Source organism: Sinorhizobium chiapasense (genome assembly GCF_045277575.1).
Classification (GTDB): Bacteria; Pseudomonadota; Alphaproteobacteria; order Rhizobiales; family Rhizobiaceae; genus Ensifer; species Ensifer chiapasense_A.
The window spans coordinates 3,080,914-3,095,331 of record NZ_CP144205.1 but is presented as its reverse complement, the minus strand read 5'-3'; the positions used below and the strand labels follow the sequence as shown (position 1 = coordinate 3,095,331).

Sequence of the window (14,418 nt, the reverse complement as noted above, 5' to 3'; positions counted from 1 at the left end):
TCTACCTCGTAACCCTGTTCCTGCCCGTTAGCATGAAACGAGATCGGGTGCAGTCCGTTCGAACAGGGATATCCAAGGCGGGGATTTGCCCGCGGGCACGCGCGCCGCAAAAGAGCATGGTTTTGCCATTCTCGCGCCGATCACGGAAAATCATGCCTGTGAAATCCGACGGCAGTTCTCCATAAGAGCCGTAGATTATGTCGCATGCGGGCCATGCGGCGCCAAAGTTGAACTGACTGGTTGCTTGATGCTAGAGAAGTGCTCCCTGTTCCGAATGCGTTGTCGAATGTCGGCCTGAGCGGACGCGCCTTCCATCCCGTCTGCCGTCGGGATCATGAGTTTTGAACATTCCGAGAGCACCTATGTATCCGCACATTTCGACTGCGCCTCTTTCGGGGATCTCCGGACGATGAGCGCTTCCGCCCAAAGCGCCACGCCACTGGCTGACGCAGCCGTCGTCTTCGACGGCGTTTCCAAGCATTTCCCCGCCTCCGGCAGCAGCGGCGCTTTCACCGCGCTCGACAACGTCTCGCTGACGGTCGATCGCGGCTCGATCACCGGCATCATCGGCCGTTCCGGCGCCGGCAAGTCGACGCTGATCCGGCTGGTCAACGGCCTGGAAAAGCCGACGGGCGGTAAGGTGCTGGTCAATGGCGTCGACGTCGGCGCGCTCGACGAGGCGGCGCTTCGCGCGCTTCGCCGTTCGGTCGGCATGATCTTCCAGCACTTCAATCTGCTTTCGTCGCGCACCGTGTTCGGCAACGTCGCGCTGCCGCTGGAGATATCAGGCATGGACAAGCGCGCGATCGAACAGCGCGTGCGGCCGCTGCTCGATCTCGTCGGCCTTGCCGACAAGCATGGACGTTATCCGGCCGAACTCTCCGGCGGCCAGAAGCAGCGCATCGGCATTGCTCGGGCGCTGGCAACCGAGCCGAAGCTGCTGCTCTCCGACGAGGCGACATCGGCGCTGGACCCTGAGACGACCCAGTCGATCCTCGAGCTTCTGAAGCGCATCAATGCCGAACTCGGGCTGACGGTGCTGCTCATCACCCACGAGATGGAAGTGGTGAAGGCGGTGACCTCCGATGTCGCGGTCATCGATCACGGCCGCATCGTCGAGCGCGGTCACACCTTCGACGTCTTCACCCATCCGAAGCACGAGACGACGCGGGCGCTGCTTTCGGGCCTGGCGGGTTCGAAGCTTCCCGACGCAGTGGTCCGCGCCCTGAAGCCGCAGCCCGCCGCTGGCGATCGCGCCGTGGTCCGGCTCACCTTCTTCGGTGCCGCGGCCGAAAAGCCGCTGATCTCGCAACTGATCAAGTCCGTCGGCGCCGAGGTCAACATCATCGCCGGCACGATCGACGAGATCGGCGGCGCGCCCTATGGGTCGCTTGTGGTCGCCTATGGCGCCGATGCCGAGACGTCCGGTCGCGCCGAACGCTTCTTCACCGAAAACGGTCTGGTCACGGAGGTGCTCGGCTATGTCGCCTGATCTTCTGTTGCGTATCGGCAGCGCCACCATCGACACGATCTACATGGTCGCGGTCGCCGGCCTGATCGGCTCGCTGATCGGCCTGCCGATCGGCATCTTCCTCGCGACCAGCGGCAAGGGTGAACTCTTCCCGGCGCCGACGCTGAACCGTATCGTCGGGCTGATCGTCAACGCCACGCGCTCGACGCCGTTCATCATCCTCGTCGTTGCCATCATTCCCTTCACCCGGCTCTTGACCGGCACCTCGATCGGCACCAAGGCGGCGATCGTGCCGCTGACGATCGCGACCATCCCCTTCGTCGCGCGCCTGGTCGAAGCGGCGATCCGCGAGATCGACAAGGGGCTGATCGAAGCGGCCCGCGCCATGGGCGCCACCCCGATGCAGATCGTTTTCAAGGTGCTGCTTGCCGAAGCGCGGCCGGCGCTAACGCTGGCGCTCACCATGACCGCCGTCAGCCTCATCGGCTATTCGGCGATGGTCGGCGCCGTCGGCGGCGGCGGGCTCGGCGACCTCGGCATCCGCTACGGCTACCAGCGCTTCATGCCCGACGTGATGCTCGTCGTCGTCATCGTCCTCATCGTGCTGGTACAGCTCGTCCAGAGTGCCGGCGACGGCCTGGCGCGGCGCTTCGACAAGAAGAACCGCAAGACCTGATTCCTCCCAAGACTTGAACGTGAACAAGGAGACATCCATGAAGAAGCTCATCATCGCAGCGGCGATTGCCGCTTTAACCGCCGGTACGGCGCTTGCCGAAACCATCAAGGTCGGCGTAACGCCGGGCGAACATGCCCAGATCATGGAGAAGGTGAAGGAGATCGCGGCACCGAAGGGCCTCGATATCGAGATCCTCGAATTCTCCGACTACGTCGTTCCAAACCAGGCGCTGGCCGATGGCGATCTCAACGCCAACTCGTTCCAGCACCAGCCCTATCTCGACAACCAGATCGCCGATCGCGGTTTTGATATCGTCAGCGTCGGCACCACCATTACCACGCCGATGGGCGTCTATTCGAACAAGGTGAAGAGCCTCGACGAGCTTCAGGACGGCGCGACGATCGCCATCCCGAACGACCCGACCAATGGCGGCCGCGCTCTGCTCGTTCTCGCCTCGAAGGGTCTGATCAAGGTCAAGGAAGAAGCCGGCCTGAAGGTCACGCCGGCCGACATTACCGAAAACCCGAAGAATATTACCTTTGCCGAGCTTGATGCAGCACAGCTGCCGCGCTCGCTGCAGGACGTCGATGCGGCCGTGATCAACACCAACTACGCCATGGAAGCCGGCCTGCATCCGAAGAAGGACGCGATCGCCATCGAAAGCGAGAAGTCGCCCTACGCCAACGTCATCGCCGTACGCAAGGCGGACAAGGATGCGCCGTGGGTGAAGACGCTGGTCGAATCCTACCACGACGAAAAGGTTAAGGCTTTCATCAACGACACCTTCAAGGGCGCGCTGATCCCGAGCTGGTAAGCCACGCATTCGAAGAGAAACATGGACCGCGCGCCGCACGTCCGGCGCGCGGTTTTTCTTTGACCGCAAGGCCCGCTTGGCTATCCTCCTGACGCTTCGAGGAGGATGCAACATGAGTGTGATGAACGGCGGCTGCCTCTGCGGCGCAATCCGGTACGAGGCGAAGGGACAACCGCTCTATTCCGGCTGCTGCCATTGCCGCGATTGTCAGCGTGCAACCGGAACCGGTCATTGCTGCTACATGATCTTCGATCGGGCAGACGTGACAATATCAGGCGCATGCCGCGCCTACGAGAAGCGCGCCGAAAACGGCAATCCCTCGATCCGCTACTTCTGCGAGACCTGCGGCAGCCAGCTTTTCGGCTCCGGTCCCCCAGGCGATCCGCGCCTATCGATCTATGCCGGCACGCTCGACGATCCCTCGGTGTTTCAGCCAACCGACGCGATCTTCACCCGCAGCCGCCACGAATGGGACCGCAGCGCGCTGTCGCTCGAGGAATGCGAGGCGTTGCCGGGATAGTTACTACAGCGCGGGTTTGCCCCTCACCTTGGGTTTAACCCGAGGACTAACCCTCTCCCCGCAGGCGGGGCGAGGGGACGTGGACTGCGGCCATGCCATCACTTGTCGGTGACTGTTGGAGAGCAAGGGGAAGGCGGCTTTTGGCGCAAACGGGCGCCACGTGCTTCCTTCGCCCCGCTTGCGGGGAGAAGGTGCCGGCAGGCGGATGAGGGGCCTTCCTCACCGCACACGGATGAGGGGCGAACCGTCATCAGCTTCCGAGGTGGCGCTCGCCGCGCTTCTTCGCAAGCTCGATCTGCTTCTGGCGCTGGCGGTAGCGTTCCCGGTCTTCGTCGGTGCGGATCTCGTAGCAATGGATGCAGGAGACGCCTTCCTCGTGATGCGGCGAGGCGAGGTCGGCGGGGGTCAATGGCTGGCGGCAGGCGTGGCAGAGCGTGTGCTCGCCTTCTTTCAGGCCGTGGGTCACGGAGACGCGTTCGTCGAAAACGAAGCAGGCGCCCTCCCACAGGCTTTCTTCCTGCGGCACCTCTTCGAGATATTTCAGAATGCCGCCCTTGAGGTGGTAGACCTCGTCGAAGCCCTGCTCCTTCATGAAGGCGGTCGCCTTCTCGCAGCGGATGCCGCCGGTGCAGTACATGGCGATCTTCGGCTTGTTGTGCAGACCGGTGTGGTTGCGCACCCAATCCGGAAACTCGCGGAAGGTCTTGGTCTGCGGATCGACCGCGCCCTTGAAGATGCCGATCGCCGTCTCGTAATCGTTGCGTGTATCGATGACGATCGTATCGGGATCGGAGATCAGTGCGTTCCAGTCCTTGGGATCGACATAGGTGCCGACGATCTTGTTGGGGTCGATGTTCTCGACGCCCATGGTGACGATTTCCTTTTTCAGCCGCACCTTCATGCGCAGAAACGGCATCGAAGACGCTCGGCTTTCCTTATGCTCCAACGCCGCAAGCTCCGGCTGGGCACGCAAGAATGCGAGGACGGCGGCGATGCCGGCATCCGTGCCGGCGATCGTGCCGTTGATGCCCTCATGGGCAAGCAGCAGTGTCCCCTTGACGCCGTTTTCGTCGCAGACGGCCTGCAGCGGTTCGCGGAATTCGGCGAAGCGCGGGAAGCTTGCGAAATGATAGAGCGCGGCGACGAGGAACTGGCCATGCGTCTGCGGGCGCGGGGTCGTGGAAATGTCGGTCATGGCCCGTGCAAATACAGCTTTCGCGCCGCAAGCGCAATCGCGGCGGCCGAGAGGGGGACTCTGTCACGCTGCGGACGATGGCCGGGGCGGCCCCGTTAGCGGGCGGCATCCAGCCAAAGCAGCCGGATCGTCCGGCTCTCGTCGTCGGGCTGCTCCTGGAAGACCGTTGCAGCCAGCTTCAAAGCGTCGCCGCGCAAGGTTTCCTGTCTTGCGATGACGGCGGCGATGAGATGGGCCTGGTCCTGGCTGTTGCCGGCGAGGCCGGGCTCCTCGTTGATCAACTGGATCAGGACAGCGAGATCGTTGAGGTGGCCGAGTATGTCGACCAGCATCTTGGCCTCGTTGCGTTTGGCCTGCATGGCGGACCGCCAGGTCTCGCGCATAAGCCCGAGATGCATGCGGTAGTCCTGTGCCCGCTTGCGCAATTCGTGGAACGGGTCCGCCTCCGTGCTCGATCCGCACGCTTCCTTGGCGCGGGCGGCGCGCTTGAGTGTCCGCTGCCAGCCTTTCGTCAACCGGGCTGCCGTCTTGCTGCGGCGATCGTCGAAAGATACGTGGGCCAGTGCCTGCAGCGCCTGCTCGCAATTGACGATGGTGCCGGCGACGCGATCCTCGATGTCGGTCTCGCTGGCGGCGATGTGGTCGCGACGGGTCGCCAACCGTTCGCAGACATGGGCAAGCGCTCTTTCTTCCTCTTCGCTGCAAGCCCCAGCCCTGAGATAATGAGCGTTTTCGACGAGGGCGGCGGCATCGCGGACGATCGAGAGGTTGCGGGCCATCTCGCGAATGCGCGCGTTTTCGTACTTCTGGAATTGCGGCGCGTCGGCAGCGACGAGCCGGTAGAGCGAGCGCAGGCGCTTGAAGTTCTTGCGGGCGTCATGGATGGCCTCGTGCAGGCCCTGAGGGCGGTCTTCGAGGGTCATGACCGCCTCGGTGAGCTGTTCGGCGGCAATGGCACGGAAATCGTCAGTGAACGGCCGTCCGGGCCGGAAGGCGTAGGTCATGACTGGGGTTCCATCAGCCCCTCTGTGGCAAGCGCCTGGTTGGAGTAGCGACGGTCGCCGGTGACTTCGCGACCGATCCAACCGGGCAATGCCGGTATGTCGGTCTCGCGCTTCATTTCCACTTCGGCAACGATAAGGCCCTTGAGCGCGCCTTCGTAGACATCCACTTCCCAGATGAAGCCCTTGTGCGGCACGCGGTAGCGCCGTTTTTCAATGATGATGCCGACCGCCTGGGTCAGCATCTCGCGGGCGTCGTCCAAAGGCAAGTCGTATTCATACTCGTTTCTGACGAGCGCCGACTTGCCGATCTTTATGGTGAGGCGGGCCCATTTGTTGCCGTGGATACGCACGCGCAGCGAGCGGTCGTCCATGGTCACGACATAGGCTTGCCTGAGGTCGATGCCTTTGTCCGCATGCTCTCGCCACCCGTCGGAAGCGACCAGAAACTTGCGTTCTATTTCCTTCGCCATGGATAATCCGCCATTTCGATAGGCTCGCCGCCATCAAACTATCGCTTTCGCGCGAAGGCTCAAGTCATCTCTTTGTTGTAGGTAATATTTTATCTTCGACTTAAATGAGAATGCCGCACACTTGCGCCCTTGGGTCTCGACAACCGATGGCCGGCGGAGTATGCGGAAGGCATATTCAATCGTTTTAAAAAGGACGATCGGCATGAGCGCGAAAACCGACAGGCTTCTTTCCATCCTCAAATTGCAGCCGGTCGTTCCGGTTCTGGTGATCGACGACGTCGCGACCGCGGTGCCGCTGGCGCGCGCCCTGGTTGCCGGTGGGTTGAAGGCGATCGAGATCACGCTGCGCACGCCGGCTGCGCTCGAAGCGATCAGTGCCGTTGCCCAGGAAGTCGAAGGCGCCGTTGCGGGTGCCGGCACGATCCTCAATGCCGCGCAGTTCCAGGCGGCGGTCGAAGCCGGCTCGAAGTTCATCGTCAGCCCCGGCACGACACAGGAACTGATCGACGTCGCCAACGACCACGAAGTACCGCTGCTGCCGGGGGCCGCCACGGCGAGCGAAGTCATGGGCTTGCGTGAAGAAGGCTACGACGTCATGAAGTTCTTCCCGGCCGAGCAGGCCGGCGGTGCAGCCTATCTCAAGTCGCTGTCCTCGCCGCTTGCCGGCACGCTCTTCTGCCCGACCGGCGGCATTTCGCTTTCGAACGCGCGCGACTATCTGACGCTGCCGAACGTCGTCTGCGTCGGCGGCTCCTGGGTCGCGCCGAAGGATCTGGTCGCCAAGGGCGATTGGGCCGGCATCACCAAGCTTGCGGCCGAAGCCTTCGCGCTCAAGGGCTGAGTGCGACGCACCGATGTCCACTTCCGAAGGCCGGGCCGACGCCCGGCCTTTTTCGTTGGTGTGCCTCGACCGTCTCGCCTCTGGCGCGAATTTGTATTTTCCCTGCAACGTTCCTATGTCTCAATCCATTCAGCGATGGGCGCGCGGGCGGCGCTCCCTTTCGCTCGTCCCCCAACCGTCCGGAACCGAGAAGGAGCGAAACCCGATGTTCGACGCGAAGAAATTGCTGGATCAGTTTCTGGGATCGCAGGTGCCCGGTGCCGGCGGCACGGTGCGCGATCGCGCGACCCAGGTGACGCAGCTTGCCAAGGACAATCCGCTGGCGACTGGCGCCATCGCCGCTGTCCTGCTCGGAACCAAGTCGGGTCGCCAGCTTGCCGGCAATGCCGCTGTACTCGGCGGCCTCGCGGCGATCGCGGGTCTCGGTTACCAGGCCTACAAGAATTATCAGGCCGGCAATACGCCGGGAGGCCCGACGGTTGCCAAGGGTGAACCGGAACTCCTGCCGCCACCGGCCGATTCCGGCTTTGCGTCTGCGCCGGAGGCCGTCAGCCACGATTTTGCACTGACGCTGGTGCGCGCCATGATCGCGGCCTCGCGCGCCGATGGCCATATCGATGAGGCCGAGCGTCAGCACATCATGGACAAGCTGTCGGTTTCCGGCCTTTCGGCCGATGCCGCCGCCTTCCTGGAAAGCGAGCTTGCCAACCCCGTCGATATCGACGCGATCGTCGGCGCCGCAAAGACCGAGGAAGAGCGTGTCGAGATTTATACCGCATCGCGCCTGACGATCGAGCCGGAGACGCGTGCGGAGCGTGGTTATCTCGACCTGCTCGCCGGCCGCCTCGGTCTTCCGGACGCGTTGGTCGATCACATCGAGGCGACGGTATCGGCGGCCAAGGTGCCGGCTACGGCCTAGCACATCGGCTGAGCGCTGATGGTTGCATCGCCAGTTCGAACAGGGATCATAACCGGTTTGAACAGCGTTCATAACCGGTTTGAACAGCGTTCATAACCGGTTTGAACAGCGTTCATAACCAGTTTGAATTTGTGTCGGCCGCCACTCTGGCCTATGCCGAAGCGTGACGGATGAAGGAGGAGCGGCCGATGCGTGATCTCAGGAACTGGAAGGGATGCCCGGCGCCGAAGGGCGTCGCGCTCGAAGGGCGCTTCGTCAAGCTCGAGCCTTATGAGCGCGACCGGCATCTGCAGGACCTCTGGGACGGTCTCGGCGGCATGGCGATCAATCCGCTGCTTAAATATTTCACGCAGCCGGATTTTAGGGATATCGAGGATTTCGACGCGTGGCTGACGGCGGCGCAGGAGAAATCCGGCTGGGTCACCGAGGTCTTTCGCGACAAGGCGACCGGCATCGTCGTCGGCATGGCCAACTACATGCGTGCCGATCCGGCCAATGGCGTCGTTGAAGTGGGAGCCGTGGCGCATGGCGCCGCCATGGCGCGCTCGCCACTCTCGACCGAAGTCCATTACTTGATGGCGAAACATGTCTTCGAGGATCTCGGCTATCGTCGCTACGAATGGAAGTGCCACAGCGAGAACATGGCGAGCCGCAACACGGCGGCGCGCCTCGGCTTTACCTTCGAGGGCATCTTCCGCCAGCACATGATCTCCAAGGGCGAAAACCGCGACACGGCCTGGTTCTCGATGATCGACAGCGAGTGGCCGCTGCTCAATGCCGCATTCGAAACCTGGCTCGCAGTTGATAATTTCGACGAGGATGGTCGCCAGATACGGCGGCTTGAAGATATACGTGCGGACTTGGAGCGGCAGGCGGCCAAGTAAGCGCCTGACGCTTCGTCGCACCAGACAACAGCAGGGAAATCATGCAGAACAAGGAAAAGTCACCGGCGATCGCCGCTGCGATCATTCTCGTCGCCGCCGGCCTCGGCTTCTTCGTGCTGCCGTCGATCATGCTGAAGCTCGGCGACATCTCGCCCTGGCTGGCCGTCGCCTTCGGCGTGATCTTCGTCCTCGGTTTCTTCCTGCTTTTCTGGCTCCGGGCTCGCTACCAGCGCAAGCGCGGGCTTTGAAGAAGAGCATCCCGCTTTCAAAGCGTATCGCTGGAAGCGGAAGCACGGCCTAGAAACGAAATGCCAGATCGTCAGCTCTGCAGCGCTGCGCCGAGAAGCACCAATCCAAGCAACAGAACCAAGGCTGCGCCGGCGATCTCGATGCCATGCGAGATCCGGGCGGCGGCGGTGCCGCTCGAAGCGTAGCGGAGCGCAAAGCCCTTGGCGGTCACTGCCATGGTTGCGAGGATCGAGACGGTGATCGCCGTGCCGATCGACATGGCGAAGACGGAGAGCACGCCGCCGAGATAGAGCCCGTTCAGGAGCGCGAAGGAAAGCACGATGAGCGCGCCGGAGCAGGGCCGCAGGCCGACGGCGATGACGGCCGACCAGGCTTCTCGAAGCGCGAAACGATCACCTTTCAGCAGCGACGGGTCGGGCGCGTGTGCATGCCCGCAGCTGGCGCAGACTTCGCCCGGGCCATGGCTGTGCCCGTGGTGCCCATCGTGGGCGTGATGATGATGGTGATCGTGATGATGATGGTCGTGATCGCGCGCGAGATGGATATGCCCGCCGCCGGCGACTGAGGCCACGGCGGCCGGACGCAGCATCGACCGCAGCTTGCGCAGGAGCAGCCAGCCGCCGAAGGCGGCGATCAAGGCGTAGCTGGCGATCTCCAGCCAACGCGTCGCGGTGGTCATGTTGATCGAAGAACCGCGCAGCAGCAGGTAGACGGCGCCGATCAAAAGGATCGCGACGATCCCCTGCAGGATCGAGGACAGGAAGGAGAGCATCACGCCGCGCTTCAGTTCCGTCTCATTGGCGATCATGTAGGAAGAGATGACCGCCTTGCCGTGGCCGGGGCCTGCGGCGTGCAGAACGCCATAGGTGAAGGAAAGCCCGACCAGCGACCAGAGCTGCCAGGGGTTCTCCCGCATGCCCTTCAGCGCGCCGGTCATCATGCGGTAGAAGCCCTGCTGCTCCATGTTCACCCAGGCGAAGAAGCCGCCAAGGAAACCGGTCGTCTTGAACGCAGGTTCGGCGGTGCCGATGCCGAGCGGCGACTGGGCCGCAGCGAAGGTTGCGGAAAGCGCCGTGACGACGAGCGCTGCCGTGATCAGACGTCCAATGCTGCGGGTGTTCAGCATGAGATCTCTATCCTGGTTGCGAAGAGCTTCGACATGTCCGTGCCTGTCGGATCGTTCCAGAAGGCGTCGGTCAGGGTGTCCTTGTTCTCGGCGAGGACCTCGTCGGGATCCGGGCGGACGACCTTGTGTTCGCAGGCGCTGATCTTGTCGCCGACGACGGTCAGGTCGTTGTCGGTCGGGAAATCCATCGCCGTATACATGGTTGGATCGTAGACGCCGAAGGAAAGCTTGCCCTTGAGCGGCATCGGCTCAGCCGGCTTGACCGCGAACATCATCAAGAGCTGGCCGTCCTTGTAGTCGACGTTGATGCTTTCCGGCTTGTTGACCTTGATGGTTTTGCCGTTGTCGAGGATCGTCGTGTAGTAATTGTACTCCGAGAGCGACTCCAGCACGGTCTGGCCGACTTCCTTCAGCTCGTCCGGGTCGAGCATCGCATTCGAGTTCTTGTCGAAATCGAGGACCGCGCTCGACGAGAACAGCTCGTCGAAACGCCAGACGTTCCTGAGCTCGCTGATTTCGGCCTTGTCGTCGGAGACCACCTCGAGCCGCGCTTCCGCGAAGATATGCGGATGGGCAAAGGCCAGCGACGGCGCAAGCAGCGTGGCAAGGCCGACCGTGGCGAGGCGCTTGATTCTCATGAGGCGGCAATCCTTTCGGCCGGGGCAACCGCCCCGCGATTCGTTTCCGGGAATGTACCGGAAATGGGACGGAATTGGGACTTGGCCGATCACATCCATTGCTGGCCTTTTCTGTCAGTGCGGCCTGCGGAACCAGGCGTGCAGGAAATCGACCAGGGTCCTGACCTTGGCCGGCAGGTAGCGGCGATGCGGATAGATCGCATAGATGCCGCGGTCGCGCGGCAGGAAATCGTCGAACAACGTCACGAGTTCGCCTGTCGCGATCTTCGGTCGCGCGATGAAGTCCGGAATGACGGCGATGCCCATGCCGGAGACGGCGGCCCGCAGAGCGGCGAGCGGACTGTTGACCTCGATCGGGCCGCTGACCGGGACGGTGAAGGCCGAACCATCGGCCTCGACGAAGCGCCAGTTGGAATAGGAACGGCCATTGGTGTCGAGAATGCAGGGGATCTTGGAAAGGTCGGTCGGGTGCTCGATCGGACCGGATTTATCCAGGAACTCCGGGGCGGTGCAGATCAGCACCTGGAAATCATCGAGCTTGCGGGCGATCAACGTCGAATCCTCCAGCCGCGTGATGCGGATGGCGACATCGAAACCTTCCTCGACCAGATCGACGAAGCGGTCGTCGGAGACGATCTCAAGTGAAAGTTCCGGGTGCTGCTTGCCGAAATCCACGAGCGACTGGCCGATCTCCGCATCGACGAAGGTGCGCGGTGCGGTGATGCGCAAGCGCCCTTTCAGGTCGGAATTGTTGGCGCGCACGAGATCGGCGAGGTTGTCGATCTCCTTCAGGATCTCCGATGCCGTGCGATAATAGGTGTGGCCGGCCTCCGTCAGCGAGAACTGCCGCGTGGTGCGGTTGAGCAGCAGCGCGCCGAGCTCGTCCTCGAGTTCACGCACATATTTCGAAAGCAGCGCCTTCGACTTGCCGACGCGCCTCGCGGCGGCCGAAAACCCCTCGGCGTCCACGACATCGATAAAGGCGCGGATGCGGGTGAGTGTGTCCATGGCGGTCTTTCTTTCTTGCTCTCGGGGGCACGTCGCTGATTCGTCTTCAAGGCTTCTCATTCGCGACGATGCAGGCGCCAGGTTGTCCGTCGCTTGCGTCTGTTGCACCGGCTTCAACGAACGCTGACGAACTTTCTATTAACACTAGCCTTTTCAATAGTTTGCGCCGGTGATCGATCTGGCGAAAATCGTTCAATGATTGTGAACGTCAGCAGTTTTGCCCGTATGGGAAAAAATTCAACTGCCAGTGCGAAAAAACTCTTGATTACGACAAGGTTTTTTCTTACCTACGCCCTTGCCCAAAGTCGCACGTGCCTGTGGGTGTCCGCCGACCCTCGATTAGGTGAGGGTATCGGTAAGGTACCTGGAACTAACCCCTCCAGTCGCTATTCCGGCCAACCGGGAAATGCGAGGACATCTTGAAGCAACGACGGTGCGGGCCTTTCTGGTGTCTGCCGGCTCTCCAACAGCCGGGGTTACTGAAGAGGCACACCTTCATTGCCGGAAGTGCGGTTGGGTTATCCCCTCCAATCCATGGCAGACAAAGCCGAATTGAAGCCTAGGCGGGCTTTGATTCATCGTTCGCGCATCGAGCGCATGCATGGTTCCGGGGTCTCCACCGGCTGGTTCCAGCGCATGTGCGCGTATGCCCTTTGTCCTCCGTGAAAGCGGAGCATTTTGGATCAGGGGAATATGGCCATGACCACCGCACGCATCATCGACTTCCTCAACACCCGACGACCCGAAGGTCCGTGCCTCGTTGTCGACCTCGACGTCGTGCGCGACAATTTCAGGGCCTTCCGCCACGCGCTGCCCGACAGCGCGATCTACTATGCCGTCAAGGCCAACCCGGCGCCGGAAATCCTGCGCCTTCTCGCCGGTCTCGGCTCCTCCTTCGATTGCGCGTCCGTCGCTGAAATCGAAATGGCGCTCGATGCCGGTGCGACCCCGAGCCGCATTTCTTATGGCAACACCATCAAGAAGGAGCGCGACATTGCCCGCGCCCATGCGCTTGGGGTCAACCTGTTCGCGGTCGACAGCCACGAGGAAGTCGAGAAGATCGCGCGTGCAGCCCCCGGCGCCCGCGTGTTCTGCCGCGTGCTGACCAATGGCGAAGGCGCCGAATGGCCGCTGTCGCGCAAGTTCGGCTGCGTCCCGCAGATGGCTGTCGACGTCCTCGTCTACGCCCATCAGCACGGCCTCGTCTCCTACGGCGTCTCGTTCCATGTCGGTTCGCAGATGACGAAGCTCGACGCCTGGGATGCGGCTCTCTCGGATGCCAAGCGCGTCTTCGTTCAGCTTGCCAAGCGCGGCATCGAGCTGAAGATGGTCAACATGGGTGGCGGCTTCCCGACGAAGTACCTGAAGGACGTCCCGACGGCGGAAGCCTACGGCCAGGCGATCTTCGGCGCGCTGAAGAAGCACTTCGGCAACAACATCCCGGAGACCATCATCGAGCCCGGTCGTGGCATGGTCGGCAATGCCGGCGTGATCAAGGCGGAAGTCGTTCTCGTGTCGAAGAAGTCGGACAACGACGCCCATCGCTGGGTGTTCCTCGACATCGGCAAGTTCGGCGGCCTCGCCGAAACCATGGACGAGGCGATCCGCTACCCGATCCGCACGGCGCGCGATGCCGATGACATGGAGCCTTGCGTGCTCGCCGGCCCGACCTGCGATTCGGCCGACGTGCTCTATGAGAAGAACATGTATCCGCTGCCGATCACGCTTTCGATCGGCGACGAGGTTCTGATCGAAGGCACTGGCGCCTATACGACGACCTACTCGGCCGTCGCCTTCAACGGCTTCGAGCCGCTGAAGGCCTACGTGATCTGATCCGGCTTGCTCCCGTCCTGGGACGGGAGCGCCATCTCACAATTTTCATTCGGTCCGCCTGAAGCGGTTTTGATGACGGGAGGCCCCGATGGCCGCTGTTGTTGACGCCCTGCGCGCATTCTTCGCGCCTACCACATTTGTAATCGATGCCGAAAATCCGGGCGACGTCGTCGCTCGCGAGAACCTGCTCGACCGTGCCATGGGGCCGGAGCGCCGCCGCAAGTCGTCCGAAAAGCTGCGCAGCGGTCGGCTGCCGGCGGAGGGCCTCGCCTTCGTCGCACGTGACATCGACGGTCACGTGATCGGCACGGTGCGTCTCTGGAACGTCGAAGCCGGCGTCAGCCGTGAAGGCCATCCCGTGCCGGCGCTGCTGCTCGGCCCGCTTGCCGTTGATCCGGCGCACGAGGGCAAGGGTATCGGCGGCATGCTGATGCGGGCGGCGATCGAAGAGGCCAAGAACCGCGGCCATGGCGCGATCCTGCTCGTCGGCGACGCGGCCTATTACGAGCGCTTCGGCTTCTTTGCGAGCCGCACCCAGCATCTCGTCATGCCCGGCCCGTTCGAGCGCAACCGGTTCCTGGCGCTCGAGCTCAGGGATAACTGGCTTGAAGGCGCTGCCGGCATGATCGTCGCCAGCGGCCGCAAGCTGGCGATGCCGCCGGTCCGCCGCGCCGCCTGAGCCCTCTTTCCGCCTCCAACCCTGCGGAGGCGGATCTTTCGCTGCTCCCTTGCTGGTCCGATGCGATCGGTGAGGGGGCAGACGCCCGATG

Annotated in this window: 16 protein-coding genes; 10 read left to right on the top strand and 6 right to left on the bottom strand. The window is 62.7% G+C overall.

Features of this window, described 5'->3' with window-relative positions; genetic code table 11:
- Positions 1 to 409 precede the first annotated feature (409 nt).
- From QM996_RS14980 to QM996_RS14965, 4 genes are all read left to right on the top strand, one after another.
- Positions 410 to 1,492: a methionine ABC transporter ATP-binding protein gene (locus QM996_RS14980; protein WP_500268146.1), complete on the top strand. Its 1,083-nt coding sequence runs from the start codon at positions 410 to 412 to the stop codon at positions 1,490 to 1,492.
- Complete coding sequence (locus QM996_RS14975) at positions 1,482 to 2,147, top strand: methionine ABC transporter permease (protein ID WP_247959836.1); 666 nt, start codon at positions 1,482 to 1,484, stop codon at positions 2,145 to 2,147. Before QM996_RS14980 ends, QM996_RS14975 begins: the two co-directional genes overlap by 11 nt.
- A gap of 37 nt (positions 2,148 to 2,184) precedes the next feature.
- Positions 2,185 to 2,961: a MetQ/NlpA family ABC transporter substrate-binding protein gene (locus QM996_RS14970; protein ID WP_429813092.1), complete on the top strand. Its 777-nt coding sequence runs from the start codon at positions 2,185 to 2,187 to the stop codon at positions 2,959 to 2,961.
- Between the two features lie 112 nt (positions 2,962 to 3,073).
- Entirely contained in the window at positions 3,074 to 3,481 is a 408-nt protein-coding gene (locus QM996_RS14965) for a GFA family protein (RefSeq protein WP_500268145.1), read from the top strand.
- Between the two features lie 250 nt (positions 3,482 to 3,731).
- Here the strand turns inward: QM996_RS14965 and trhO are convergent, their stop codons facing one another.
- From trhO to QM996_RS14950, 3 genes are all read right to left on the bottom strand, one after another.
- Positions 3,732 to 4,676: a rhodanese-related sulfurtransferase gene (gene trhO / locus QM996_RS14960; protein WP_500268144.1), complete on the bottom strand. Its 945-nt coding sequence runs from the start codon at positions 4,674 to 4,676 to the stop codon at positions 3,732 to 3,734.
- A 95-nt stretch (positions 4,677 to 4,771) separates the two neighbouring features.
- Positions 4,772 to 5,680 (bottom strand): CHAD domain-containing protein, encoded by a 909-nt coding sequence (locus QM996_RS14955; RefSeq protein WP_500268143.1) that lies wholly within the window; start codon positions 5,678 to 5,680, stop codon positions 4,772 to 4,774.
- Positions 5,677 to 6,150, bottom strand: a complete 474-nt coding sequence (locus QM996_RS14950) for a CYTH domain-containing protein (RefSeq protein WP_500268142.1) — start codon at positions 6,148 to 6,150, stop codon at positions 5,677 to 5,679. Before QM996_RS14950 ends, QM996_RS14955 begins: the two co-directional genes overlap by 4 nt.
- 202 nt (positions 6,151 to 6,352) lie before the next feature.
- On the opposite strand from QM996_RS14950, the gene QM996_RS14945 reads away from it, so the two are divergent.
- From QM996_RS14945 to QM996_RS14930, 4 genes are all read left to right on the top strand, one after another.
- Complete coding sequence (locus QM996_RS14945; protein ID WP_247959830.1) at positions 6,353 to 6,991, top strand: 2-dehydro-3-deoxy-phosphogluconate aldolase; 639 nt, start codon at positions 6,353 to 6,355, stop codon at positions 6,989 to 6,991.
- A gap of 205 nt (positions 6,992 to 7,196) precedes the next feature.
- Entirely contained in the window at positions 7,197 to 7,910 is a 714-nt protein-coding gene (locus QM996_RS14940; protein ID WP_500268141.1) for a tellurite resistance TerB family protein, read from the top strand.
- Between the two features lie 188 nt (positions 7,911 to 8,098).
- Positions 8,099 to 8,794 (top strand): GNAT family N-acetyltransferase, encoded by a 696-nt coding sequence (locus tag QM996_RS14935; protein WP_500268140.1) that lies wholly within the window; start codon positions 8,099 to 8,101, stop codon positions 8,792 to 8,794.
- 41 nt (positions 8,795 to 8,835) lie between these two features.
- On the top strand, positions 8,836 to 9,042 hold the full coding sequence (locus QM996_RS14930) for a hypothetical protein (RefSeq protein ID WP_500268139.1): 207 nt from the start codon (positions 8,836 to 8,838) through the stop codon (positions 9,040 to 9,042).
- Between the two features lie 71 nt (positions 9,043 to 9,113).
- Here QM996_RS14930 and QM996_RS14925 read toward each other — a convergent pair whose 3' ends face one another.
- From QM996_RS14925 to QM996_RS14915, 3 genes are all read right to left on the bottom strand, one after another.
- A complete protein-coding gene (locus QM996_RS14925; protein ID WP_500268138.1) occupies positions 9,114 to 10,169 on the bottom strand; it encodes a nickel/cobalt transporter in 1,056 nt (351 codons plus the stop codon).
- The gene (locus QM996_RS14920) at positions 10,163 to 10,807 is read right to left on the bottom strand and encodes a DUF1007 family protein (protein WP_500268137.1); all 645 of its coding nucleotides are present in this window, start codon (positions 10,805 to 10,807) and stop codon (positions 10,163 to 10,165) included. The genes QM996_RS14925 and QM996_RS14920 overlap by 7 nt, the downstream gene beginning before the upstream one ends.
- A 114-nt stretch (positions 10,808 to 10,921) precedes the next feature.
- A complete protein-coding gene (locus tag QM996_RS14915; RefSeq protein WP_429813118.1) occupies positions 10,922 to 11,815 on the bottom strand; it encodes a LysR family transcriptional regulator in 894 nt (297 codons plus the stop codon).
- A 693-nt stretch (positions 11,816 to 12,508) separates the two neighbouring features.
- Between QM996_RS14915 and odc2 the strand changes: the two genes are divergently transcribed.
- Both odc2 and QM996_RS14905 read left to right on the top strand, forming a co-directional pair.
- Positions 12,509 to 13,648 (top strand): type III PLP-dependent enzyme, encoded by a 1,140-nt coding sequence (odc2, locus tag QM996_RS14910; RefSeq protein WP_500268136.1) that lies wholly within the window; start codon positions 12,509 to 12,511, stop codon positions 13,646 to 13,648.
- Positions 13,649 to 13,736: 88 nt separating this feature from the next.
- Positions 13,737 to 14,327, top strand: a complete 591-nt coding sequence (locus QM996_RS14905; RefSeq protein WP_500268135.1) for a GNAT family N-acetyltransferase — start codon at positions 13,737 to 13,739, stop codon at positions 14,325 to 14,327.
- Positions 14,328 to 14,418 lie beyond the last annotated feature (91 nt).